Here is a 22,757-nt window from a genome sequence, read left to right as displayed (position 1 = left end):
TGTTGTTTGTGAGGGTGACGTGCGCGGTCAGCGAGATCGATAATCGGATTTTGTCGCCCCTGGGCTACAAAAATCGGCAAAGATAGATAAAATGTAGCCCTAGAGACACAAATGCGAATAACCTTGTTGTGTCTCTTGGGCTACAATAAACGTCAAATACGTTGAATTTGACGCCCTGAGGCTACAAATGACCAACCTCGCCGATGTCTCGGACATGCTGAAAGCCGTGCGACGGGACAGCAAACTATCGCAGGAAGAACTTGGACGCCGCGCGGGCGTGGCCCGCACGACCGTCGCGCGGATGGAAACGCTCGCCAGGAACGATATGAGCGTGTCCGTGCTCGTGCGCCTGCTCGAGGCTGCCGGTTACGACCTCAAGTTCGTCGCGCATGGACATGGCCGCACGCTGGAAGACATCCTCGCTGAACAGCGCAGCCCGGACGCGCAGCCATGAAGCTCGACGTTCAGGTGCTAGGCAAGAAGGTTGCCACGCTGTTTCGCGAGCGCGACGACTATGTCCTCAAATATCACGGCGATGCGAGCGCGGCCGACTTCGTCAGCCTGACGATGCCGGTGCGCGAAGAGCCTTGGCGCTGGCCACGCGACCTGCATCCGTTTTTCCGGCAGAACCTGCCCGAAGGCTATCTGCTGAATCTGATCCGCGAGCAATTCGGGCCCTTGCTCGACGGAACCGACCTGTCACTGCTCGCCGTCGTCGGCTCGATGGGGATCGGCCGGGTCACCGTGACGCCCGAAGGCGTGGCGCCGGGCACCGAACTCCAGGCGCTCGACGTCCAGCACATCCTGCACGGCGACAACACCGCCGAACATTTCGCGCAACTCGTACGTGAATACGCGCGAGCGGCCATTTCGGGCGTCGTGCCGAAGTTCATCGCGCCGCAGGCGCAGTCTGCCGCATCGACACCGTTGCAGCTCGGTAAGCCGACGATTCGAACGAGCCGTCACATCGTCAAAGGTTCGGACGACAACACGCCCTTTCTCGGTTTCAACGAGTTCCATTCGATGCGGGTGCTGGAGCGGCTGGGGGTGGCGCACGTTGCGCGCACGCGGATGTCGGACGATGGCAGGGCGCTCGTCGTCGAGCGCTTCGATGTCGACGCGCAGGGACTGCCGGCGTATGGCGTCGAAGACTTGTGCGGTCTGCTCGGCTTGCCACCGCACGAAAAATACAATTCGACGAGCGAGAAAATGCTCAACGCGGCAAGAGCGTATCTGCTCGATCGCGACACCATGCGGATGCAACTCCAGCAGCTCGGCTGGCATTTGCTGACGAACTACGTCGTGCGCAATGCGGACTGCCACACCAAGAACGTCGCACTGTTCTATACCTCGGTCGACGATGTCGCGTTCACGCCCGTCTACGATGTCGTGACGACCCAGGCTTATCCGCGCTTCGCAGCCAATCCGCCCGGGCTGCCTGTCGACGGCCGCAAAACCTGGGCAGCCGGTAAAACGCTGGAACGATTTTTCAACACGCGCATGGGCATCGCCCCGCGGCAATATGCGCAGATGGTTGAAGCGCTGTGCGACTCCGCTGTCGACGTCGGCCACGAGTTGATCGAAGCAGCGCGCAACGAACCGCAGTGGCGTGCGATCGCCAAGCAGATGCTGCATGCATGGGACGACGGCATGACATCGCTGCGCTCGCCGAAGAAAAGCCTGCAATTCAGGGGGCTCAAGCCGGCCATCGAAGCAGCGGGATTTTCGGCGCCGGAGCCGCCCGAGCGGTCAAGGGAAGTCATTGGGCATTCGCCGCTGCTTGGCAGGCGCAAGTGATCGCCATCCATGCAAAAAAGCCCACGACGTAACGCACGTCGCGGGCCTGTTCTTCGAACCGCAACGCTGCCGGCGACCCGGCAGCTGCATCGCCATCAAACCGCCACCGCGCTCAGCGCATCTTCCGTGAGCCACAGCGACTCCGCCAGATCCTGCTCGTTCAGATTGAGCCCCTCGCCGCCACGATCGACGACGATAAAGTCGCTCGTCTCGCCCAATGCGATCAGCGGATGGTGCCACACGCCTTTCGCGTAGTTGACGCCCTGCCAGCCAGTGGTGACGAACGCGCGGATCTTCGTCGCGTCGAGTTCGCCCGCGGGCGCGACGACGACCAGATACGGCTTGTCGTTGAGCGGCACGAACGCCTGGCTGCCGAGCGGATGACGCTCGAGCATCTTCACTTCGAACGGCAGCGTGCGCGGCTGGCCACGAAACAGATTGACGAGCGTGCGGCCGTGCTCGTCGGTCACGTCGACCTTCGCGAGGTCGTGATAGCGGATCGTCGTGCCGAGGTTGATCGGAATCTGCTTCGCGCCTTCGAGTTCGATCACGTCGCCGAAGGCGGCGAACGCCGCTTTCGTCAGCGGTTCGATGGCGAGCGTTTTCATTCGAGCGTACCCCACAGACGCAGACGCGACACGCCGCCGTCCGGATAGATGTTGAAGCGCACATGCGTAACGGGACCGAGCGCCGCGATCTCGCTCTCGAAGAAATGCTGCTTGTCCATCTGCAGTTTCTGTTCGCCGAGCAGCACCGGCCAGAACATCGCCTGCGTGACGAGCGAGCTGTCGGTCCCGCCCTTCACGTACGCGGCCTGGATCGAGCAGCGATCGGGATAATTGCCCTTGAAGTGCGCGGTGTCGACTTCGATCTTGCGGATCACGCCCGGCTGCGCGAGCGCAATGATCGCCCAGTCGTTGCCCGGCTCGCGACGACGACGCGTTTCCCAGCCGTCGCCCATATTCACGCCGCGACCCGGCATCAGCAGCGTCGAGGCCGCGCCGAAGTGCTGGTTGTTCGCGCCGACCAGATACGCGCCGTTTTCCATCGCGGCGAGATCGAACTGCTCGGTGCGGCTCGCGCCGGCCCAGTCGACCTGCGGCTGACCGTAAACACGCAGACGCGCGATGCCGCCGTCCGGATAGATGTTCACGCGCAGATGCGTGTACGCGCTCGCGTCGCCGACTTCGAGGTAGTGGTGGCTATTGCCCTGCAACGTGGTCGACGGCACGATCTCGGTCCATTGCGTCGCCTGATTCGGCTCGCCATCCGCAACGCGCGCCGCTTCCACTGACGCCGCCGGCGGGAAGTTGCCGGTGAAGTGGCTCGTGTCGAGGTCGAGTCCCTTGATCACGCCGGGCCGCGCGAGCTTGACGATGCACCAGTCGTGGCCGGTCGTGCGCTTGCGGCGCGTTTCCCAGCCGTCCATCCACTTGCCGTTGTCGTCGTACTTGCCCGGAATGAAGACGGCCGGTTCCGGATTCAGCATGCGGTCCTTCGGCGCGAAGAATTCGTCGCTGGCCTCGAGCGCCTGCGCGCCCAGACGCGGGTCCGCCAGGTTCACGTAACGGCGCGTGAATTCCGGTGCGTTGGGGTCGAGAATCGGAAGTGCCATCTTTGTCGTCCTTGAGATCGATTGGTGCGGGAAAAACGTTACGGCTCGCTGCGTGACGCAGTGCGCGTCACGCGCCGATCAGGTCGTCGAGCCGCAAACGTGCAATGCGATAGATCTGATCGAGGCTCGCGCGCAGTTCGTCGGCGCGGCTGTTGTTCACGCGCGATTCGAAGTTCGCGATGATGCCGTGGCGGTCGTAGCCGCGTACCGCGAGAACGAACGGAAAACCGAATTTCTCGCGATACGCTTGATTGAGCGCATGCAGCTTGTCGAACTCTTCCTGCGTGCATTGCGCGAGACCCGCGCCGCTTTGCTCGCGCGTCGACTCGGCGGTCAGCTCGCCGCGCACCGCGGCCTTGCCGGCCAGCTCCGGGTGCGCGTTGATCAGCGCGAGCTGCTTGCCCTCGCCAGACGTTTCGACGATCTGCGACATCCTGCGATGCAGCTCGTCGATGCTCGCGAACGGACGCTCTCGCGCCGCGACTTCGGCGACCCACGGCGAGTGCTCGAAGACGCCCGACAGCGCCGCGACGAACGCGTCGGTCGAGATCCTGTTGAGTTGGTCCAGGGTGTATTGCATCGCCTTCATGCCGCGGCCTCGCGGCTGTCTTGCTGGTAAGGATGAGTTTCGTGCCAGTGTCGCGCGATATCGACGCGCCGCGACACCCATACGCGATCGTGCTGTTCGATGTGATCGAGAAAGCGCTGCAGCGCCCGAAAACGCCCGGGCCGCCCGAGCAGCCGGCAGTGCATGCCGATCGACAGCATCTTCGGCACTTCGTCGCCCTCTTCGTACAGCACGTCGAATGCGTCGCGCAGGTAGGTGAAGAAGTGGTCCGCGGTGTTGAAGCCTTGCGGGGTGGCGAAGCGCATGTCGTTGGTGTCGAGCGTGTACGGCACGATCAGTTGCGGCACGGTCTTGCCGCCCGCCACCTCGACGTCCATCCAGAACGGCAGGTCGTCGCCGTAGTAATCGGAGTCGTACAGGAAGCCGCCGTATTCGGCGACCAGTCGATGGGTATTCGGACTGTCGCGGCCGGTGTACCAGCCGAGCGGCCGCACGCCGGTCACGCGCTCGATCGCCTCCATGCCGAGGCGCATGTGCTGCGCTTCCTGCTCCGGCGACATGTCCTGATAGTGAATCCAGCGATAGCCGTGGCACGCGATCTCATGTCCGAGTTCAACGAACGCCCGCGCAACTTCTGGATGCCGTTCGATCGCCATGCCGACGCCGAACACCGTCAGCGGCAGGTCGCGCCTTTCGAATTCGCGCAGGATGCGCCACACGCCCGCGCGCGAGCCGTATTCGTAGATCGACTCCATGCTCATGTGCCGCGCCGGATATGCCGCCGCGCCCACGATCTCGGACAGGAACTGCTCGGAACCGGGATCGCCGTGCAGCACGCAGTTTTCGCCGCCCTCTTCGTAATTGAGGACGAATTGCACCGCAACGCGTGCTCGCCCCGGCCAGTTCGGATGCACCGGGTGGCGGCCGTAGCCGATCAGATCGCGCGGGTAGTTCGGGTCGAGTGGCATGGTTTGACGGATGCGTAGTGACGGGACCAGGGATGCGCGTGAACGCGGTTCGAAACCCCTCGACAACGGTGCGGGGTTCACACGTGTAGCCACGCAACGGGCGGCTTCAGCGGCTGCGGAAACCGCAGCGCCGAGTTGACCCAGTGTAGCGAAAACACCCCGGTGCGCCCATACAGCCGGGCAGATAGTGCGTGTTACAGCGAGTGTATGTGCGAGTCCGCCGACTCGGCGTTTACCCGCAGCGGACCGGGGCTGAACGACGCGAGCGCGCCGTCGTAGCGCTTCGCGAGCGGCCGCGCGTAGTCGCCGCGCTTGGCCGTCGCGAGACGCAGCGTCACCAGCGCCTCGGTCCATTTGACGGCCGCCGTCACGCCTTCGATCACCGGCGCGCCGAGCGCATCCTCGATCTCCGCGCACAGTTCGGCCATGCCCGCGCAGCCGAGCACGATCGCGTCCGAGCCGTCCTCGGCGAGCGCGCGCCGGCATTCGTCGAGGATGATGCGGCGCGCCGCCGAGCCCGGCTTGTCGAGATCGAGCACGGCGACGTCGGTCGCACGCACGTTGCGGCAGAAGCGCTTCATGCCGTAGCGCTCGGCCAGATGCCAGGCCATGCCGCAGGTGCGCGCGAGCGTCGTCACGACCGAAAAGCCCGGCGCGAGCACGCTCGCCGCGTGCATCGCCGCCTCGGCGATGCCGATCACCGGGCCGCGCGCCAACTCGCGGGCCGCATAGAGACCGGGGTCGCCGAAGCACGCGATCACGTAGCCGTCGCAGCCGTCCAGTTCGCCTGCCGCGACTTCGGCGAGCAGACCGGGCGTGGCGAGCGCTTCGTCGTAATAGCCCTCGATCGACGGCGGCCCCATCGTCGGATTGACGGCGATCACTTCGGTGCCGGGCGCGGCGACGTCGCGCGCGCAGCGCCCCATCGCCTCGGTCATGCGGCGCGTCGTGTTCGGATTGATCAGTTTGATACGCATGGCGACTCCTGTTCGACTCGTTATTGCAGCGACGAAAGCCCGTGAAACTCAGCGTGCGAGCATCCGGTAAAACAGCGCGCCGAGTCCCGCGCCGATGAACCACGAGAAATTCGCGCAGCCGTCCAGCCCCGGCACCATCACGCAGATCACCGCGATCAGCGCGGCCGGCAGCAACGCGGCCACCGCGCGATAGTTGACGCCGTTGCGATACCAGTACGAGCCGCTCGGCGCGACCGTGTACAGATCGTCGAGCACGATCTTCTGACGCTTGACGAGGTAGAAGTCGACGATCAGGACGCCGTACAAAGGTCCGATGAAGCTGCCGAGCACGTCGAGCGTGTAGTGGATTACGGCCGGATTGTTGAACAGGTTCCACGGCGTGATGAACACCGACGCGACCGCCGCGAGCATGCCGCCCGCGCGCCAGCTGATCAGACGCGGTGCAACGTTCGAGAAGTCGAAGGCCGGCGACACGAAGTTCGCGACGATGTTGATGCCGATCGTCGCGATCGTGAAGGTCAGCGCGCCGAGAATCACGGCCATCGGATAGTCGATGCGGCCCACGGTCTCGACCGGGTCCGTAATCAGTTCGCCGAACACCGGCAGCGTGGCCGCGGTCGTGATCACCGTGACGAGCGAGAACGCGAGGAAGTTGACCGGCAGGCCCCAGAAGTTGCCGCGCTTGACGCTGCGAAAGCTCCTGCCATAGCGCGAGAAGTCACCGAAATTCAGCATCGGTCCGGAGAAGTACGACACCACCAGCGAGATCGCCGTGATCATCACCGGTACCACTTCCATGCCGTGATATTTGACGCCGCCGAGGTTGATGCCGATGTTGCGCCAACCCGCGCGATACACCATGTAGCCGGCGAGAATGAACATCACGACGTAGACGGCTGGCCCGGCGAAGTCGATGAACTTCTTGATGGTCTCCATGCCGTGCCAGAACACCAGCGCCTGCAGTACCCACAGCACCATGAAGCCCGCCCAGCCGAGCGTCGACAGACCGAGCAGGCCATGCCGATGCACATCCGCATACGGCAGCAGTTGCGGCACGAACTTCAGCACGACGATCACTAGCGCGCTCGACGCGAGATAGGTCTGGATGCCGTACCACGCGACCGCGATCAGGCCGCGGATCACTGCGGGGACATTCGCGCCGAGCACGCCGAAGGTCGCGCGGCACGCGACCGGATACGGCACGCCGTTCAGTTGGCTCGGCTTCGCGATCAGGTTGCACAGCACGTTCACGAGCGTGATGCCGATCAGCAGCGACACCAGCACCTGCCAGCTCGTCAGGCCGAGCGCGAACAGACTCCCCGCGAATACATAGCCACCCACGCTATGCACGTCCGACATCCAGAACGCGAAGATGTTGTACGCGCTCCAGTTCTGCGCGCGCAGCGGCGCGAGGTCCTCGTTGTAGAGCCGCTCGCTGTAGCCGGCCGGCATCGACGGCTCGGTTTGAGCCGTGCCGTCCGGATAGTTTGGAGATGGGGTGACTGCCTGGCGCTGCACTGAACTGAGCCATGATTCCTCCTTTGGATAGGGACCGTCGAAAGAGCATCGACGGACATTGCATCGGCCATGCCAGTTGCTCGCTTCTCGTCCCGCGTGGGTCGAAGAAGTCGGCGTCGTGGTCCCGGACCGTGCCGCGCGTGTCTCCGTACTGACGTACTTGTGGTTGTCGCATCGCCAGCCGCCGCGGCTTTCCGGCGATGCGTCGCTACCCGAGCTCCGTCGTCTCGCGACGGACGTGCGTGTTCAGGCCGGCGGCGCTCACGCGAGGCCGCCTGGCCGTGCATCTATCGGTTCAGTTCAATTCAGTGCGGCGCGCACCACGAACGGGCGCTCGCCTGCTGCTTGCCTCAGCCTGGGGTGGAGTCGGCTTCGGCTGTCCAGGTGGATGCTTCTTTCGACGCAAGCGCGCCGAATACTTCATGCAGATCCGCTGCCCCGCGCGCGGGGCGCTCCAGCATCTTCAACTCGACGCTTTGCAGATGGCGCGACATCAGCGCGGCCGCCTGCTTCGCATCGCCGGCGTCGAGCGCGGCGAGAATCGCTTCGTGGTCCTCGAACGAGCACGGGCTGCGTCCGAGCGATTCGTACAGCGCGGAAATCAGCGTCGAACGCGCGACCAGCCCGTTCAGGCAATCGCACAACACTGAGTTGCCGGTCAGGTTCGCGAGCTCCGTATGAAACTCGCCCGACAAACGGATCCATGCCGGAAAATCCCGCGTTTCGAATGCCTTGCGTTCCCGGCCGATCATGCCGCCGATGTTCTTCAGACGCCGCATGCCGTGTCCGCTACAGATCTTTTCGACGACGGCCAGCTCGATGATGCGGCGCATTTCGAACACCTCGTGCACCTCCTGCAACGACGGACTCGCGACGAACGCGCCACGATTCGGCTCGAGATCGACGAGGCGCTCACTCGCCAGCTGCGACAGCGCCTGGCGAATGGGGCCGCGCTTCACACCGAATACTTCGCATAGCTGAGCTTCGGTGAGTTTCGCGCCGGGTGCCAGCCGGTGCTCGAGGATCGCCGCGCGGATGCGCTCGGCGATTGCTTCGGGCTTCGAACTGTTCGCGACAGATTCGGTGTCGGACATGATTGGCGTCTCGGTATGTTGGTCATCATAGGACGGACACAAATATTGTCAACAATTTTTGCGTCGATTTTCGACAGTTTTCGTGCTGCGTTGCGTCAGCAGAAGCCCTGTGACCCAAGCTGTGCGGCTGTCTGGCGGGAATCTTACTCGGTTTTGACAATGCCAAGACGAGTACTGGCAGCCAGTTTTTGTCGACAGAAACTGCCAACATTGGCGATGGGTGTGGGAGGTGGTGAGTGTGGAAATACTGACAGTTAGTTGCGTTACTGACGCAATAAAAAGCGGGCGATCCGCCCGCCTCCGCCCCGCCCACGACGGCTTCAGCCAATGCTCGGATAGCCCGACGCCGTCAGCCTGAAGCCATGCGCATTGGCGACCAGATGCGCGGCCGCGCCGACCGGCAGCGTCACCATGTTATGAACGTGCCCGAACTGCAGCCCCGTCACGACAGGAATGCCGATCAGCGAGCGCACTTGCTCGATCATCGCGTGCAGGTCGTAGCCGTTGTCGTAGTCGTACGGCTTGCCGCCCGAGAAATCACCGAGCACGAGCGCCTTCTGCTGCGCGAGGATGCCGGCCAGATGCAGTTGATAGATCATCCGCTCGATGCGGAACGGCTGCTCGTTGACGTCCTCGACGAACAGGATGCCGCCCTGCACCGGCGGCATGTACGGCGTGCCGACAAGCGACGCCACCACCGCCAGATTGCCGCCCCACAGCGTGCCCGTTACGTCGACGCTCTGCGCTTGCGGCGTGTCGCTCGCGACCGTGATGGTCGGCTGCGTCAACGCCGACCAGAAATGCCGCATCGTGAATTCGCTGAGCTGCTCGGCGCCGAAATCGCTCATCAGCATCGGGCCGCCGAAGGTTTTCAAGCCGGCGCGCGCGAGCAGCGCCAGTTGGATCGCAGTGAAGTCGCTGTGACCGACCAGCGCTATCGGCTGATCGGCGAGCCGCCGCTGCAGCCCCTCGTAGTCGAGACCGTGCAGAATCCGCACCGCGCCGTAGCCGCCGCGCACGGCCAACACGACATCGGGCAGCTCACGCGATGGATCGGCGAGCCGGTTCAGATCGGCCGCGCGCTCGCCGTCGGTGCCCGCGAAGCGCTGGTAGCGGCGCTTCGCGGCCTCCTCGCCGTCGACTCGATGCCCCTGCGCACGCAGCCGATGCAGCGCGCGATGCAGCACCTCCGGATCATGCGGATAGCCGGATGGCGCAATCAGTTCGATGGTGCGAGAAGCGGTCATGGCGAGACCCGTTGGGCGTTGTTGTTTTAGAGCGGCGTGGTTGGGGGCGGTTCGCTGCTGGAGGGTGTGGCGGTGTCCACGGCCGCTTCGGCCACTTCAGCCGTTTCGCCGCGCGCCGCCGCGCGGGCTGCGCGACTCGTCCGACGCCGCTCGGCAAAAAACGACCTGAGCGCGGCACCACATTCGGCTTCGAGGACGCCGCCGCTGACCGTCGTGTGATGGTTCAGTTGAGGATTCGCGAACGCATCGACCACGCTGCCGCACGCGCCGGTTTTTGGATCGCGCGCGCCGAACACGACACGGGCGATGCGCGCGTGCATGATCGCGCCGGCGCACATCAGGCAAGGCTCGAGCGTCACATAGAGTTCGCAACCCGGCAGACGGTAGTTTTGGAGCGACTGCGCGGCTGCGCGCAGCGCGACCATTTCGGCGTGCGCGGACGGGTCATGCGCGCCGATCGGATGATTGAAGCCCGTGGCGATGACTTCGTCGCCGCGCACGAGCACCGCGCCGACCGGTACTTCGCCGGCTGCGCGCGCTTCTTCGGCGGCGGCCTGAGCGAGCGCCATGAAGCGCAGGTCGCGTTCGGAGATGATGGGAGCGTCGGAATTTCCGGGAGGGATGGCGGCAGCGGCCATCGGGTGATCAGCCGCCGGTGCGAAGACCGCGCCGATGCAGGCGCCAACGGATTTCTCAGCGGCCTCGGCTTGCGCAGAAGAGCCGATCGAGGCGGCACACGGGAGCGGCTCGTTCACTGCGAACCCGCGGCGGCTACATCGACATTGCCCACGCGCTCAGAGAGACGCTCCGCGATGCGGCGGCAATATTCGCGCGGCAGGACCATCGGGCCGCCGCGCAGCGATTCGAGCGCCATATCGAGCGCGAGCATGCGCGCCTGGAGACGGCAACGGGTCGGCTGATCGCTCACGGCATTCAGCTCCGTTTGCAGATCGCGCAACGCGCGAAGCTGCTCGACGGCGGGCGGCACGAAGCCCGCATTTTTCAGAATCCGGTTGGCGACGCGCACCTCTTCCGGCACCAACGCATCGTCGTCGAGGGCCAGCGGCGCGCCCGCACCCGGCAAGTCGTCGAACTCTCCGCGCGCGGCGGCGGCGGCAATACGCTGTTCGACAAGCGCATCAAGCAATTTCATCTGCAATCCACAACGTTGCGGCCCGAGCATTCTATCAGGGAGCGCACGGGCGCTCCGTGCTCACTTGACGGCATAAAGGCGCCGATTTGCCGGTAACCCCGCATTTGACGGTGCTTCAGCGTGGACTTAGAGTAAGTCATCAAGTCGCACAACGCGCGCGGCGCTTAACCGGCGCGGCACGCACAGGTTCCCTCTCGTCGAATTTGACGCCGCCATGCCATTCAAACCGATCGGCCGTCCCAGTGCTCTTCCCGTCGCGGAACCGCATCCGATCTGCGCCGCGCAGCCAGTGCGAGGGGGCCAGCAAGCGTCTCGGCCGATCGGCGTGCGTAGCGCGCTGGCGGCGATTACCGCGGCCGCGCTGCTTTCCGGCTGCGGCGTTTTTTGCGGTGGCGCCGCGGCGAGCGGCGGCGCCTATGCCGGGGGCTGCGGGACGAGCGTGCGGTTCTAGCCGGCGCCTCGCGAAACAGCCGCGAATTCGTTACCGAGGTGGCCTACGCCCCTCCCTCAGCTCGGCCCAACCAACGGCCAACGTGCGAGGACGATATGTCTGGTCCGTCCCAGCAGGCTGTGCATCAGCGCAAACTCGCGCACATTCCAGCACGCCGCCTCGGCCATATGGCGCTCGATCCACTGCATCCCGTACGCCAGCGTCACGTGCGGCGTAAAACGTGCGTCGGGCTCGATGCCGTCGTCGCGCAAGCCCGCTTCGAGCGCATCGTGAAGCGCCTGCAGTCCGTGCACACCGTGCTCGCCCACCAGCACCGCCGGCCCGAGCCGCGGCCTTTTCGCGAAGCTGGCGACCGCGTCGAATTCGACCGTAAATGGCGCCATGCTGACCGCCGCGGCCGCCCGTTTCGCCGCCTCGAGCACATCCGCCGGCAAGCCGCCCGCGAAATTGCCGAGATGCCTGAGCGTGACGTGCAAGCGGTTCGCCGCGAGCGGTTTGCCGCGCACGCCGCTGCGCACGCGTGCCTCCACACAAAGCTGCTGCGCGAACTTAGCGATACCGGCCGCGGTATTGGCATCGGGATAGACCGCGAAAAAGAGCCCGTCGGTGGGCGGGGGCGGCGCCTCGAGCCCGGGCAACCACAGTTGTTCAGCCATCGCGCCTCGTTCCTTCGCTGATTCTTTCCGTCGATCCGCACACCGCCGCACAAGCGGCCCATTGCAGCGATGATACTGTATATTCATACAGTATGACAGGCCGTGTGCAACTGCGACGCGCTACAGATCGGCCGGCTTGCCGATGCGTTTGTACCAAAGCTCGATAAACGACTCGGCCGCCGGCGACAGCGAATGCTCGGCGCGTCGGATCAGATTCACGTCGCGTGTGACGAGCGGCGCTTCGAGCCTGCGCGCGACCAGATCGCGATGTGGAAACGACCCGAGCAGAATGCCCGGAAAAATCGCGATGCCGAGACCGGCCTGCACCATCGAAAGCCCGGTCGTCATATAGGACACTTCGTACTCGACCGCCTTGCGCACGCCGAGCGTGAACAACGTTTCGTCGATCAACTTGCGGATGCCGCTCGTCGACTTGATGCCGAGCCACGGATACTGCAGCGCATCCTTCCAGCTCACACGCCGCTTTTTCGCGAGTGCCGAATCCTTGCGGCAGATCGCGCACAAGTTGTCGCGCGCGAGGCATTGCAGCGTGATGCCCTCGGGGCGCTCGCTGATCGTGCCGATGCCGAACTCGACGTCGCCCGTCAGCGTCGACGCGGTCAGGCGATCGGGCGCGGCGTCGTCGACCGAGACCTCGATATTCGGGTACAGCGCGCGATATTCGGCGAGCAGTTTCGGCACGATCGCCGCCGCGATCGACGGCGTCGCCGCGAAGCGCAGCCGACCGCGCTCGCGCCCGGCCAGCTCCTTCACGCTCGACTGGATCGACTCGAGATCACGCAGCATCCGCTCGACGGTCGGCAGGATTTCATGCGCGGCCGCGGTCGGCCGCAACGAGCGCGACGTGCGGTCGAACAGCCGCAGGCCGAGCGCCTCCTCCATTTGCCGGATCAATACGCTGACCGCGGGCTGGGTGATGAACATCTCGTCGGCCGCGCGCGTCAGCACGCCGAAACGGCAGACGAGCGCGAATGCGCGCAACTGTTTGATGGTTGGGGTCATGGAAGCGCAATCATAAAGTTACTTTATGGGACCATTGATTTTGTTCGATTGTTTTCATTCGGACAGTACCCTACATTGCTCTCCTACGCAGCGCGCAGCCGTTCAAAAAACGACAGGAGACAGTCGTGACAGCAATCGATTCGCGCAAACGCTTGATCGGCGCAATGGCGTCGACGCTCGGCAATGTGCTCGAGTGGTACGACTTCGTCGTGTTCGGGTTTCTGTCGATCATCATCGCGAAGCAGTTCTTCCCCAGCCACAGCGAGTACGCCGCGCTGATGCTCACCACGGCGACGTTCGGCGCGGGCTTCGTCGTGCGGCCGCTCGGCGGGATTCTGCTGGGCATGTACGCGGACCGCAAAGGCCGCAAGGCAGGCCTCACGCTCGTCATCGCGATGATGACGGTGGCCGCCGCGATGATCGCGCTCACCCCCGGCTTCCAGCAGATCGGCCTGATCGCGCCGGCGATCGTGCTGTGCGCGCGTCTGTTGCAGGGCATTTCGGCCGGCGGCGAATTCGGCACCGCGACCGCGATGTTGATCGAATATGCACCGACAGCGCGCCGCAATCTGTATGGCAGCTGGCAGATGTTCGCGCAGGCCCTGGGCGCGTTGCTCGCGGTCGCGATGGGCAGCGCGCTCACGCATCTGTTCACGCATGAGGCGCTCGAGTCGTGGGCATGGCGCATTCCGTTCCTGCTTGGTCTGCTGATCGGCCCGGTCGGCTTCCATATCCGCCGCAACCTGCCCGAAACCGAGGCGTTCCAGAAGCTCGGCGCGCGCGTGAAGGTGCCGTTCTCGCGCGTCGTGATGCACTATCCGCGCGAGTTGTTCGTCGCGACCGCGCTGTCGGCCGCGCTCAACGTGATGGCCTACGTGATCATCACGTATCTGCCGATTTACGCGGTGCAGAACCTGCATATGCCGGTGACGCTGCCGTTTTCCGTGCTGCTCGCGAGCGTGCTGCTGCGCGTGGTGACGATTCCTCTATTCGGTCATCTCGCGGATCGCATCGGCGGCGAACGCATGATTCGCGTCGCGCTCGCGCTGTTTCTCGTCGTGCTGTACCCCGCTTACTACTGGATCGTCAACGCGCCGTCGTTCGCGTCGATCATGTCCGTCGAACTCGGCTTCGCACTGCTGATCAGCGCGTCGAACGCGCCGATTCCGACCGCGCTCGCCGGCCTGTTCCCGACCGAAGTCCGCTCGACCGGCCTCGCGATCTCGTACAACATCGGCGCGGCCGTTTTCGGCGGCTTCTCGCCGATGGTGCTGACGTGGCTGCTGCACGTGACTGGCAACAACATGATGCCGGCGCATTTCTGCGCGGTGTTCTTCGCGCTCGGCCTGATCGGCGCGTTCATGCTGAAACGCCGCGCCGCGCCGGTGAACGAGTTCGCCACCCAGTAGCCCGCTCATCCCCGTTTTCCTCTCACCCGCACTTTCTCCGGGAGATCCCGCATGCCTGTCATTGACGTTCATACGCACATCTTCACGCACAAATGGCTCGAACTGCTGCGGCAGCGCGGCGGTGCGTACAACATTCAGACGCGCCCCGACGGTCAGCAGGAAGTGTTTCGCGGCAACACGCCGGTCGTGATTCCGCAAAAAGGCCACTTCGATTTCGACATGCGGATCCGCCAGATGGATGAATCGGGCATCGATATTTCGGTCGTGTCGCTGACCTGCCCGAACGTGTACTGGGGCGATCAGGCAACCAGTTGCCTCGCCGCGCGCGAATCGAACGACACGATCGCCGAAGCACAGGCCAAATATCCCGGCCGCATCCGCTGGTTCACGTCGCTGCCGTGGGAATATCCGGAAGCGGCGCTCGAAGAACTGCGCCGCGCCTGCGAGAACGGCGCGAGCGGCGTGATGGTGCTCGCGAACATCGCGGGACGCAGCCTCACCGATCCGATGTTCGCGCCGATCTGGGCCGAGATCGACCGTCGCGCGTTGCCGGTGCTCGTGCATCCGACCGATCCGCCCGGCGTCGATCTGATGGACATGACGAAGTTCGATCTGAGCTGGGCGGTCGGTTTCATGTTCGACACGACGCTCGCCATCACGCGCATGATCTTCGAAGGCTTCTTCGATCAGTATCCGGATCTGAAGCTCATCGCGTCACATGCGGGCGGCGCGTTGCCTTATCTGGCGGGCCGCTTCGAGAAAGGCAACGAGGTCGAGATCCCGCAACGTCGCAAGATGAAGCGCAAGCCGATCGATTATCTGCGCCATATCTACTACGACTGCATCACGTATAGCCCGGCGTCGTTCGAATTTCTCGTCTCGGTGGTCGGCGCGGATCGCGTGATGTTCGGGACCGACTGGCCGCATCAGGTGTACGACATTCGCGGCGCGTTCGCCAACACCGCGCGTCTGCCGAAGGAGCAATGCGACGCGATCCGCGGCAACAACGCGCTGCGGGTCTTCGGGTTCTGACGCGAGTCGCGGCGGCAGCTACCTGCCAGGAACCGTCAGCTGGTCGCCACCTACGCGGCGCTGCTCGACGATCCGATCGCGCGAGCGCCGCGGTAGTCGTCGCGCGCGGTGCAAGGGCGAGGTGTCGTTGCGAGAACAGAATTGCCAGCGTATTCCGGCGCATCAGCTCCTCCGATCGTGCCGGTACGTGCGGGACCGTCCAATCACTCCCACTCGATCGTCAATCAACCGGCTGGAGCCTTGTGGGAACGGCGTTTCCGCCTGGTCACGCGGGGTCGATACCGTCACGAAATTCTAGCTCGGCAGTTAATGGCTTCCATTGCACGGCATTGGACAATAGGCACCCGCTCCGTTTAAAAAGCCAGCAAGACCGAGCATCTGAAGCCGATTCGATACCGTGAGCGAACCCCTGCGCGGGCGCCCACGTACACCGCCAGAAACACCGTGAGATTCATTCCAGAGCGGAGCCTTGCAAAATTGGGATGACAATCGGAGTAGGATACTGGCCTTTTGAGCCAAAGATCGGCGATCTCCTCAGGGGTGCCGAACCCGTCATCTCGCACCGATGCCCCTCGACTACCCTACCCTCGATGCGCTGCGCACGCGCCATCCCGCTTGGCGCCTGTTACGCTCCGACCACGCGCCGCTCGCTGTCAGCTTCCTGCACCGCGTGTTCGTCGCGCCAAACGTGCGCGTGGTGGCGGCTCCGCTTCTTGCCGAAGCACTCGAAGATGAGCTTTACGCGTTGCGCGAACAACTCGGCGATGACGCCTTCCCGAAGCCGGCGCTCGAGTATCTGAACGACTGGGCCAGCCCTGAAAAGGGATGGTTGCGCAAGTACTATCGCCAAGGATCCGATGAACCGCAGTTCGACCTGACACCCGCCACGGAGAAAGCGATCGCGTGGCTCGGCACGCTGACGGAACGCAGCTTTGTCGGCACGGAATCGAGGCTCTTGACACTTTTCGAGCTGCTGCGGCAGATGGGCGAAGGCAGCGAGGCGGACCCCGAAAAGCGTCTTGCCGAGCTCCACACGCGGCGCGGCCAGATCGACGAAGAAATCGCCCGCGTGGAGGCCGGTGACGTTCGGCTGCTCGACGATGCCGCGCTCAAGGACCGCTTTCAGCAATTCATGCAGATGGCGCGCGACCTGCTCACGGATTTCCGTGAAGTCGAACAAAACTTTCGGCTGCTGGACCGACATGTGCGCGAGCGAATCGCGCTCTGGGAAGGATCGAAGGGTGCGCTCATCGAGCAAATCATGGGCGAGCGCGACGCGATCGCCGATTCGGACCAGGGCAGCAGCTTCCGGGCGTTTTGGGACTTCCTGATGTCGAGCCGCCGTCAAGAGGAACTCTCGAAACGGCTCGAGCGTGTGCTGGCGCTGCCGGCGGTCATGGAAATGAGGCCCGACGCGCGCACGCGGCGCGTCCACCATGACTGGCTGGAAGCCGGCGAGCATACGCAGCGCACGGTAGCTCAGCTCTCGCAGCAGCTTCGACGCTTCCTCGACGATCAAGCGTGGCTCGAAAACCGCCGCATCATGGACATTCTGCGCGGTATCGAAACGAAAGCGCTTGCGCTGCGCGAAGCGCCCCCACCAGGCTCCGTCATGGAGATCGAGACCGCATCCACTGACATCGAGCTGCCGATGGAACGCCCGCTTTACGCGCCGGCGCTGCGCCCTATCATTGCCAACGTCTCTATCGAAACCGGTGAGGCGAACCTCGATGCCTCGGCACTCTACACGCAGATCGTCGTCGATCGCGCGCGCCTCGCAGGCCATATCCGCCGATGCCTGCAAGATCGGTCGCAAGTGACGCTTGCCGAACTGACCGCTTCGCAGCCTCTCGAGCATGGGCTCGCCGAGCTTGTCGCCTATTTGCAACTGAGCGCCGAAGCTGGATCATTTCGCGCGACCGTCGATGAGACCATTTCCGATACGATCGAGTGGCAGGCGAACGACGCCAACGGAACACCAATCATTAAGCGCACGACGATGCCGCGTGTGATTTTCACAAGGTAGAGATGACGGAAGAACAGCAAGCCTCGTCGCCTGGTCGAGGCGATTTGTCGACAGTTGCCATCGCGCTGCTCAAGGGCGTGGTTTATCGTGATGGAAACGAGCGCCTCTGGGCCGCACTGCTCGAATTGCAGACGCACGCGCGCGACTACGTCGCCGTGCTTGGCCTCGAGCTCGTCGTGGACGAGGCGGAAGGCTACGCCTTCGTAAAAAGCCGCGCCGCGCATGACGCTGAAGTCGATGGGGAACAGGCCAAGCTACCCCGGCTCGTTGCCCGGCGTCCACTCTCGTTCCCCGTGAGCCTGCTGCTCGCGCTGCTGCGAAAGAAGCTGGCGGAATGGGATGCTGGCGGCGGCGACACGCGGCTCGTCCTTGCGCGCGAGGACATCGTCGAGCTCGTACGCGTATTCCTTCCCGCGAGCACCAACGAGGCGCGCCTGGTCGATCAGATCGATACACACGTGAACAAGATCGTCGAGCTCGGCTTCCTACGCCGGATGAAGACCACGAGCGGACCGCCCACATTCGAGGTGCGGCGCATTCTCAAGGCGTTCGTCGATGCGCAATGGCTGCTCGATTTCGACGCGCGGCTCGCGAGCTATCGGGCGCACCACCTTCAAGATTCGACGGTTTCTGACCAACAGGAGAGTCGCGATGAATGAGCCGCGTACGCTCGGCCTCGATTTTGCCGTCGACGACGCCCTGACGGGCTTTCGCCTCGAGCGGCTCGAGGTTTTCAATTGGGGAACCTTCGACCAACGAGTCTGGGTGCTGCGGGTCGATGGCCGCAACGGCCTGCTGACAGGAGACATCGGCTCCGGCAAGTCGACGCTCGTCGACGCCATCACCACCCTCCTCGTGCCCGCGCAGCGCATCGCCTACAACAAGGCGGCAGGCGCGGACAGCAAGGAACGTACGTTACGCTCGTATGTGCTTGGCTACTACAAGTCGGAGCGCAACGAGGTCACGGGGACGGCCAAGCCCGTGAGCCTGCGCGACCATAACAGCTATTCGGTGATTTTGGGCGTGTTTCGTAACGCCGGGTACGATGCCACAGTCACACTCGCGCAGGTGTTCTGGATGAAAGACGCACAGGCTCAACCCGCGCGATTCTTCGTCTGTGCCGAACGCGATCTCTCGATCGCCGCCGACTTCTCGCGCTTCGGCACCGAGATCGCACAGCTGCGCAAAAAGCTGCGCGGGCTGGGTGCCGAAATCGAGGACACATTTCCGAAATACAGCGCCTGGTTCCGGCGGCGCTTCGGAATCGAAAACGAGCAAGCGCTCGAGCTCTTCCATCAAACGGTATCGATGAAATCGGTGGGCAATCTCACCGACTTCGTACGCAGCCACATGCTTGAGCCGTTCGACGTTGCACCGCGCGTCGACGCACTGATCACTCACTTCGACGATCTGAATCGCGCGCACGAGGCGGTACTGAAAGCCAAGCGCCAGGTGGAACTGCTGACACCGCTCGTCGACGACTGCGATCGCCACAGCGAGCAAGGACACGTTCTCGACGGCTGGCGAGCGTGCCGTGAAGCACTGAAACCCTACTTCGCCGGGCTCAAGCTCGGCCTCATCGAGCGCCGCCTCCAATTGCTCGACGAGGATCACGCGCGTGCAATATCACGCAAGGCGCGGCACGAAGAAGCGCGCGACCAGGCGCGCCAGCGCGTGGACGATTTGCGCCGCGCCGTGGCCGAACAAGGCGGCGATCGCATCGCGCAGCTCGAGGTCGAAATCCGCCAGCACGAGCGAGAAAGCGCGCGTCGCCGCGAACGCGCGCAACGCTATGCCACCATCGTTACGCTGCTCGGCGAAACCGAGGCCACGGATGAGGCCGCATTCGCTTCCCAACGCCAACGTCTGGCCGAGCGGCGCAGCTCGCTCGTCGACGACGAAGCGCAAGAGCAAAATGCGATTACCGAATGGAGCGTGGCCTTTCGCGAAGGGAAAGCGCAGCGTGATCTGCTAGAGGACGAAATCGCGAGCCTGAAAGCTCGACGTAACAACATCCCGAAGGAACAAGTCGCGATGCGGGCGAGCCTATGCTCGGCGCTCGGTCTGGAGGAAGACGCCCTGCCGTTCGCCGGCGAACTCATTCAGGTGCAAGAGGATGCGCGCGATTGGGAGGGCGCCGCCGAGCGCGTCCTGCGCAACTTCGGCCTGTCGCTGCTCGTGCCCGACGAGCACTATGCGAACGTCGCGGCGTGGGTCGATCGCACTCATCTCCGGGGGCGGCTCGTCTACTTTCGCGTGCGCTCTGAACGCGCCGCGCGTGCAGCCGAGGCCATCGAGCTACACCGCCACTCGCTCGCGCACAAGCTCGCGATCAAGCCCGATTCGCTGTTCTATGGCTGGCTCGAGCGCGAAATCGGCCGCCGGTTCGACTATGCATGCTGCGATACGCAGGAGCAGTTTCGGCGCGAGATGCGCGCGATCACGCGTGCGGGCCAGGCAAAAGCGCTTGGCGAGCGCCACGAAAAAGACGACCGCCGCGCGCTTGACGATCGCAGCCGCTACGTGCTGGGTTGGAGCAACACGGCCAAAATTGCCGCCCTCGAAGCACAACGGCGAGCGCTCGAGGTTCGGCTTGGCGAGATCGGACAGAAGCTTGGAGAAGCTCAAAGCGAGCACGCGAAGGTGCGCGAGCAGCTCGAAGCGCTTGCGCGCATCGGCGAGTTCGTCGACTTCCGCGACATCGACTGGGCAAGCTGCGCGACCGCGATCGCACGTCTGGCAGACGAAAAAGCCCGCCTCGAAGCGGCAAGCGACGCCCTCGCGGAGCTAACGGCCCAATTGGACTCGGCGCAAGCGTCGTTGACAGAGAGTGAAGCGGCGATCTCGGAAACCGACTCGGAACTGGGCGGTATCCTGGCCAGGCGGGAGGCAGCGCAAACGTTGCGCGACGAGACGCACGCGCTCGTTGCGCAAGTGAATGCCGAACTTGCCGAGCGAATCGAGGCGCTGCGAGCGGAGATTCTCGGCGAACACCAGCTTTCCGTCGAGTCATGCGACAACCGCGAGCGGGACGTGCGAGAGGCGTTGACAACCCGTATCGACAACGAAACGAAGTCGCTCGGCCGCCTTGCCGAAAAAATCGTCAAGGCCATGGCGGCCTTCAAGGATGCCTACAAGCTCGAAACGGCCGACTTCGACGCGAGCCTCGACGCGACCTCAGAGTACCGTGACATGCTCGCGCGGCTGCAAGCGGACGATCTGCCGCGCTTCGAAGCGCGTTTCAAAGAGCTGCTCAACGTCAATACGATCAACGAGATCGCCAACTTCCACGCCCAGCTCGCCCGCGAACGGCAAACGATCAAGGAACGTATCGAACGCATCAACGAATCGTTGCGACAAATCGACTACAACGCGGGCCGATACATCGTCCTCGAGAGTCAGTCCAGCCCCGACGCGGAGATCCGCGAATTCCAGAGCGACCTGCGTGCTTGCACCGAGGGCGAACTCACCGGCTCGGACGATAGCCAATACTCGGAGACCAAGTTCCTGCAAGTCAAACGGATCATTGACCGCTTCCGCGGCCGCGAAGGGTTGACCGAGCAGGACCGGCGCTGGCGCGCCAAAGTGACCGACGTGCGCAACTGGTTTCTGTTCGCCGCCAGCGAGCGTTGGCGTGAGGACGACAGCGAATACGAGCACTATTCGGACTCGGGCGGTAAATCGGGCGGCCAGAAGGAAAAGCTCGCCTATACGATCCTTGCCGCGAGTCTCGCCTATCAGTTCGGCCTCGAATGGGGCGCCGTGCGTTCTCGATCGTTCCGCTTCGTCGTCATCGACGAGGCGTTTGGACGAGGCTCCGACGAATCGGCGCAATACGGTCTCACATTGTTTCAAAAACTGAACCTGCAACTGCTGATCGTCACGCCGCTGCAGAAGATTCACATCATCGAGCCGTTCGTTTCGAGCGTCGGATTCGTTCAGAACGAGGGCGGACGCGCCTCGAAGCTGCGCAACCTGTCGATCGAGGAGTACCGCGCGCGCAAGGCGGAGTTCGAGCAATGAATTGGACGACGACCGCCGAACTGCGCGTTCGCCTCCAGCGCCTATGGGAGCGCGGCGAATGGCTGCGGAGCCTCGTAGACGGCACCGAGGGGCTGTTCCCGCTACGTCTGACGATAAAAGGCCCGAGCTCGTCCGAATTGGCCGAACGCTTCGACGCGGTACGCGCATGGATCGCGGAGATTGCCGCGACACCGCGCGTACGCATCGAATGGCGAGAAATCAATCATCGAATTCTCGGCCTGCAGCGTTTGCCACAAGCAGCTTGGGTGGACAGTCTGGACGATGCGCTCGCGGTCGCCGGCAAGCGCCGCGACGCAGCGCAGTTCGAGCGGCTGCTCGAAATCACACGCTTCCGCCAGCCGAAGCTCACCACGTGGCTTGCGCAGCGCCCGTTGCAAGCACTCGAATTCGCAGGCGATTGGGAACGACTGCTGGCAGTCGTCGATTGGCTGCAAGCACATCCGCAGCCGGGCGTATATCTTCGCCAAGCCGAAATCGCCAACGTCGACACGAAATTCATCGAGGCGCGGCGCGGCGTCCTCGCCCAATGGCTCGATCTCGTGCTGCCGTCGGAGTCAATCGACAGCAGCCGGACAGCCGCCGCCCAATTCGCTGCTCGCTACGGGTTCCGCGAGAAGCCGCCTCGGATTCGATTTCGCGCGCTCGATGACAGGCTCGCCGTTCTGCCCGGCATGGGCCGGCCCGACATCGCACTCGACGCTGACAGCTTCGCGCGCCTCACACTGCCATGCCGCCACGTGTTCATCACGGAAAACGAGATAAATTTTTTGGCGTTTCCCGACGTTCCGCAGTCGATCGTGCTCTTCGGGGCGGGCTACGGTTGGGAAGCTCTCGAGCCGGCGCGATGGCTCACGGACTGTGCGCTCCACTACTGGGGCGACATCGACACGCACGGCTTCGCCATTCTCGATCAATTGCGCAGCCGGTTCCCGCATGTTGGATCGTTCTTGATGGATCGCGCGACGCTGGTGGCGCATGAAGCGTTCTGGGGAGAAGAAGGCGATCAGGTCACGCGCGATCTGCCGCGGCTCACTGCCAAAGAGCGGGAACTCTTCGATGACCTCCGCGACAACCGGATTCGCCATGGATTGCGGCTCGAGCAAGAGCGCGTGGGATTCGGGTGGGTCAGGGCGGCGCTCGAAGAGCGGGCTTGCGCTTAGAACTTCCCCATCTCACCGC

Annotated in this window: 19 protein-coding genes and 1 pseudogene; 8 read left to right on the top strand and 12 right to left on the bottom strand. The window is 63.8% G+C overall.

What is annotated here, in order from left to right; translation table 11 throughout:
• Positions 1-187: 187 nt before the first annotated feature.
• Together OKW30_RS07815 and OKW30_RS07810 are read left to right on the top strand one after the other, a co-directional pair.
• Positions 188-454: a helix-turn-helix domain-containing protein gene (locus OKW30_RS07815; RefSeq protein WP_187618420.1), complete on the top strand. Its 267-nt coding sequence runs from the start codon at positions 188-190 to the stop codon at positions 452-454.
• A complete protein-coding gene (locus OKW30_RS07810; protein WP_429346423.1) occupies positions 451-1,797 on the top strand; it encodes a type II toxin-antitoxin system HipA family toxin in 1,347 nt (448 codons plus the stop codon). The genes OKW30_RS07815 and OKW30_RS07810 overlap by 4 nt, the downstream gene beginning before the upstream one ends.
• 95 nt (positions 1,798-1,892) lie before the next feature.
• Here OKW30_RS07810 and OKW30_RS07805 read toward each other — a convergent pair whose 3' ends face one another.
• The 12 genes and pseudogenes from OKW30_RS07805 to OKW30_RS07750 form a co-directional block, all read right to left on the bottom strand.
• The gene (locus OKW30_RS07805) at positions 1,893-2,405 is read right to left on the bottom strand and encodes an ureidoglycolate lyase (protein WP_187630395.1); all 513 of its coding nucleotides are present in this window, start codon (positions 2,403-2,405) and stop codon (positions 1,893-1,895) included.
• Positions 2,402-3,412 (bottom strand): allantoicase, encoded by a 1,011-nt coding sequence (gene alc / locus OKW30_RS07800; RefSeq protein ID WP_429346422.1) that lies wholly within the window; start codon positions 3,410-3,412, stop codon positions 2,402-2,404. The genes OKW30_RS07805 and alc overlap by 4 nt, the downstream gene beginning before the upstream one ends.
• A gap of 67 nt (positions 3,413-3,479) precedes the next feature.
• The gene (gene uraD / locus OKW30_RS07795) at positions 3,480-4,001 is read right to left on the bottom strand and encodes a 2-oxo-4-hydroxy-4-carboxy-5-ureidoimidazoline decarboxylase (RefSeq protein WP_429346421.1); all 522 of its coding nucleotides are present in this window, start codon (positions 3,999-4,001) and stop codon (positions 3,480-3,482) included.
• A complete protein-coding gene (gene puuE, locus OKW30_RS07790; protein WP_187618416.1) occupies positions 3,998-4,948 on the bottom strand; it encodes an allantoinase PuuE in 951 nt (316 codons plus the stop codon). The genes uraD and puuE overlap by 4 nt, the downstream gene beginning before the upstream one ends.
• A 194-nt stretch (positions 4,949-5,142) precedes the next feature.
• Positions 5,143-5,925 (bottom strand): aspartate/glutamate racemase family protein, encoded by a 783-nt coding sequence (locus OKW30_RS07785; RefSeq protein WP_187618415.1) that lies wholly within the window; start codon positions 5,923-5,925, stop codon positions 5,143-5,145.
• Positions 5,926-5,973: 48 nt separating this feature from the next.
• Positions 5,974-7,456: pseudogene (locus tag OKW30_RS07780) on the bottom strand (NCS1 family nucleobase:cation symporter-1).
• 337 nt (positions 7,457-7,793) lie between these two features.
• A complete protein-coding gene (locus tag OKW30_RS07775) occupies positions 7,794-8,537 on the bottom strand; it encodes a GntR family transcriptional regulator (protein ID WP_429346420.1) in 744 nt (247 codons plus the stop codon).
• Between the two features lie 320 nt (positions 8,538-8,857).
• Positions 8,858-9,784, bottom strand: coding sequence for a muramoyltetrapeptide carboxypeptidase (gene ldcA / locus OKW30_RS07770; RefSeq protein ID WP_187630390.1), 927 nt, complete (start codon positions 9,782-9,784; stop codon positions 8,858-8,860).
• 26 nt (positions 9,785-9,810) lie between these two features.
• Positions 9,811-10,539 (bottom strand): tRNA adenosine(34) deaminase TadA, encoded by a 729-nt coding sequence (gene tadA, locus OKW30_RS07765; RefSeq protein WP_429346419.1) that lies wholly within the window; start codon positions 10,537-10,539, stop codon positions 9,811-9,813.
• A complete protein-coding gene (locus OKW30_RS07760; protein ID WP_018417683.1) occupies positions 10,536-10,937 on the bottom strand; it encodes a DnaJ family domain-containing protein in 402 nt (133 codons plus the stop codon). Before OKW30_RS07760 ends, tadA begins: the two co-directional genes overlap by 4 nt.
• Before the next feature lie 507 nt (positions 10,938-11,444).
• Positions 11,445-12,044 (bottom strand): 2'-5' RNA ligase family protein, encoded by a 600-nt coding sequence (locus tag OKW30_RS07755; RefSeq protein WP_184066086.1) that lies wholly within the window; start codon positions 12,042-12,044, stop codon positions 11,445-11,447.
• Positions 12,045-12,164: 120 nt separating this feature from the next.
• Positions 12,165-13,067: a LysR family transcriptional regulator gene (locus OKW30_RS07750; protein WP_429346418.1), complete on the bottom strand. Its 903-nt coding sequence runs from the start codon at positions 13,065-13,067 to the stop codon at positions 12,165-12,167.
• 125 nt (positions 13,068-13,192) lie between these two features.
• Here OKW30_RS07750 and OKW30_RS07745 point away from each other — a divergent pair, with 125 nt between their 5' ends.
• From OKW30_RS07745 to OKW30_RS07720, 6 genes are all read left to right on the top strand, one after another.
• Positions 13,193-14,476: an MFS transporter gene (locus OKW30_RS07745; RefSeq protein WP_429346417.1), complete on the top strand. Its 1,284-nt coding sequence runs from the start codon at positions 13,193-13,195 to the stop codon at positions 14,474-14,476.
• 51 nt (positions 14,477-14,527) lie between these two features.
• Positions 14,528-15,508: an amidohydrolase family protein gene (locus OKW30_RS07740; RefSeq protein ID WP_429346416.1), complete on the top strand. Its 981-nt coding sequence runs from the start codon at positions 14,528-14,530 to the stop codon at positions 15,506-15,508.
• 565 nt (positions 15,509-16,073) lie between these two features.
• Positions 16,074-17,534, top strand: coding sequence for a DUF3375 domain-containing protein (locus OKW30_RS07735; protein WP_187630384.1), 1,461 nt, complete (start codon positions 16,074-16,076; stop codon positions 17,532-17,534).
• Between the two features lie 2 nt (positions 17,535-17,536).
• Positions 17,537-18,193 (top strand): DUF4194 domain-containing protein, encoded by a 657-nt coding sequence (locus OKW30_RS07730; RefSeq protein ID WP_090800540.1) that lies wholly within the window; start codon positions 17,537-17,539, stop codon positions 18,191-18,193.
• Positions 18,186-21,557, top strand: a complete 3,372-nt coding sequence (locus tag OKW30_RS07725) for an ATP-binding protein (protein WP_429346415.1) — start codon at positions 18,186-18,188, stop codon at positions 21,555-21,557. Before OKW30_RS07730 ends, OKW30_RS07725 begins: the two co-directional genes overlap by 8 nt.
• Complete coding sequence (locus OKW30_RS07720) at positions 21,554-22,738, top strand: Wadjet anti-phage system protein JetD domain-containing protein (RefSeq protein ID WP_429346414.1); 1,185 nt, start codon at positions 21,554-21,556, stop codon at positions 22,736-22,738. The genes OKW30_RS07725 and OKW30_RS07720 overlap by 4 nt, the downstream gene beginning before the upstream one ends.
• The last annotated feature ends 19 nt before the right edge of the window (positions 22,739-22,757 follow it).

Source organism: Paraburkholderia sp. Clong3, assembly GCF_050436485.1.
GTDB lineage: Bacteria > Pseudomonadota > Gammaproteobacteria > Burkholderiales > Burkholderiaceae > Paraburkholderia > Paraburkholderia tuberum.
Note: the sequence above shows the minus strand (reverse complement) of the source record. Positions and strands in the feature narration are given on the sequence as shown.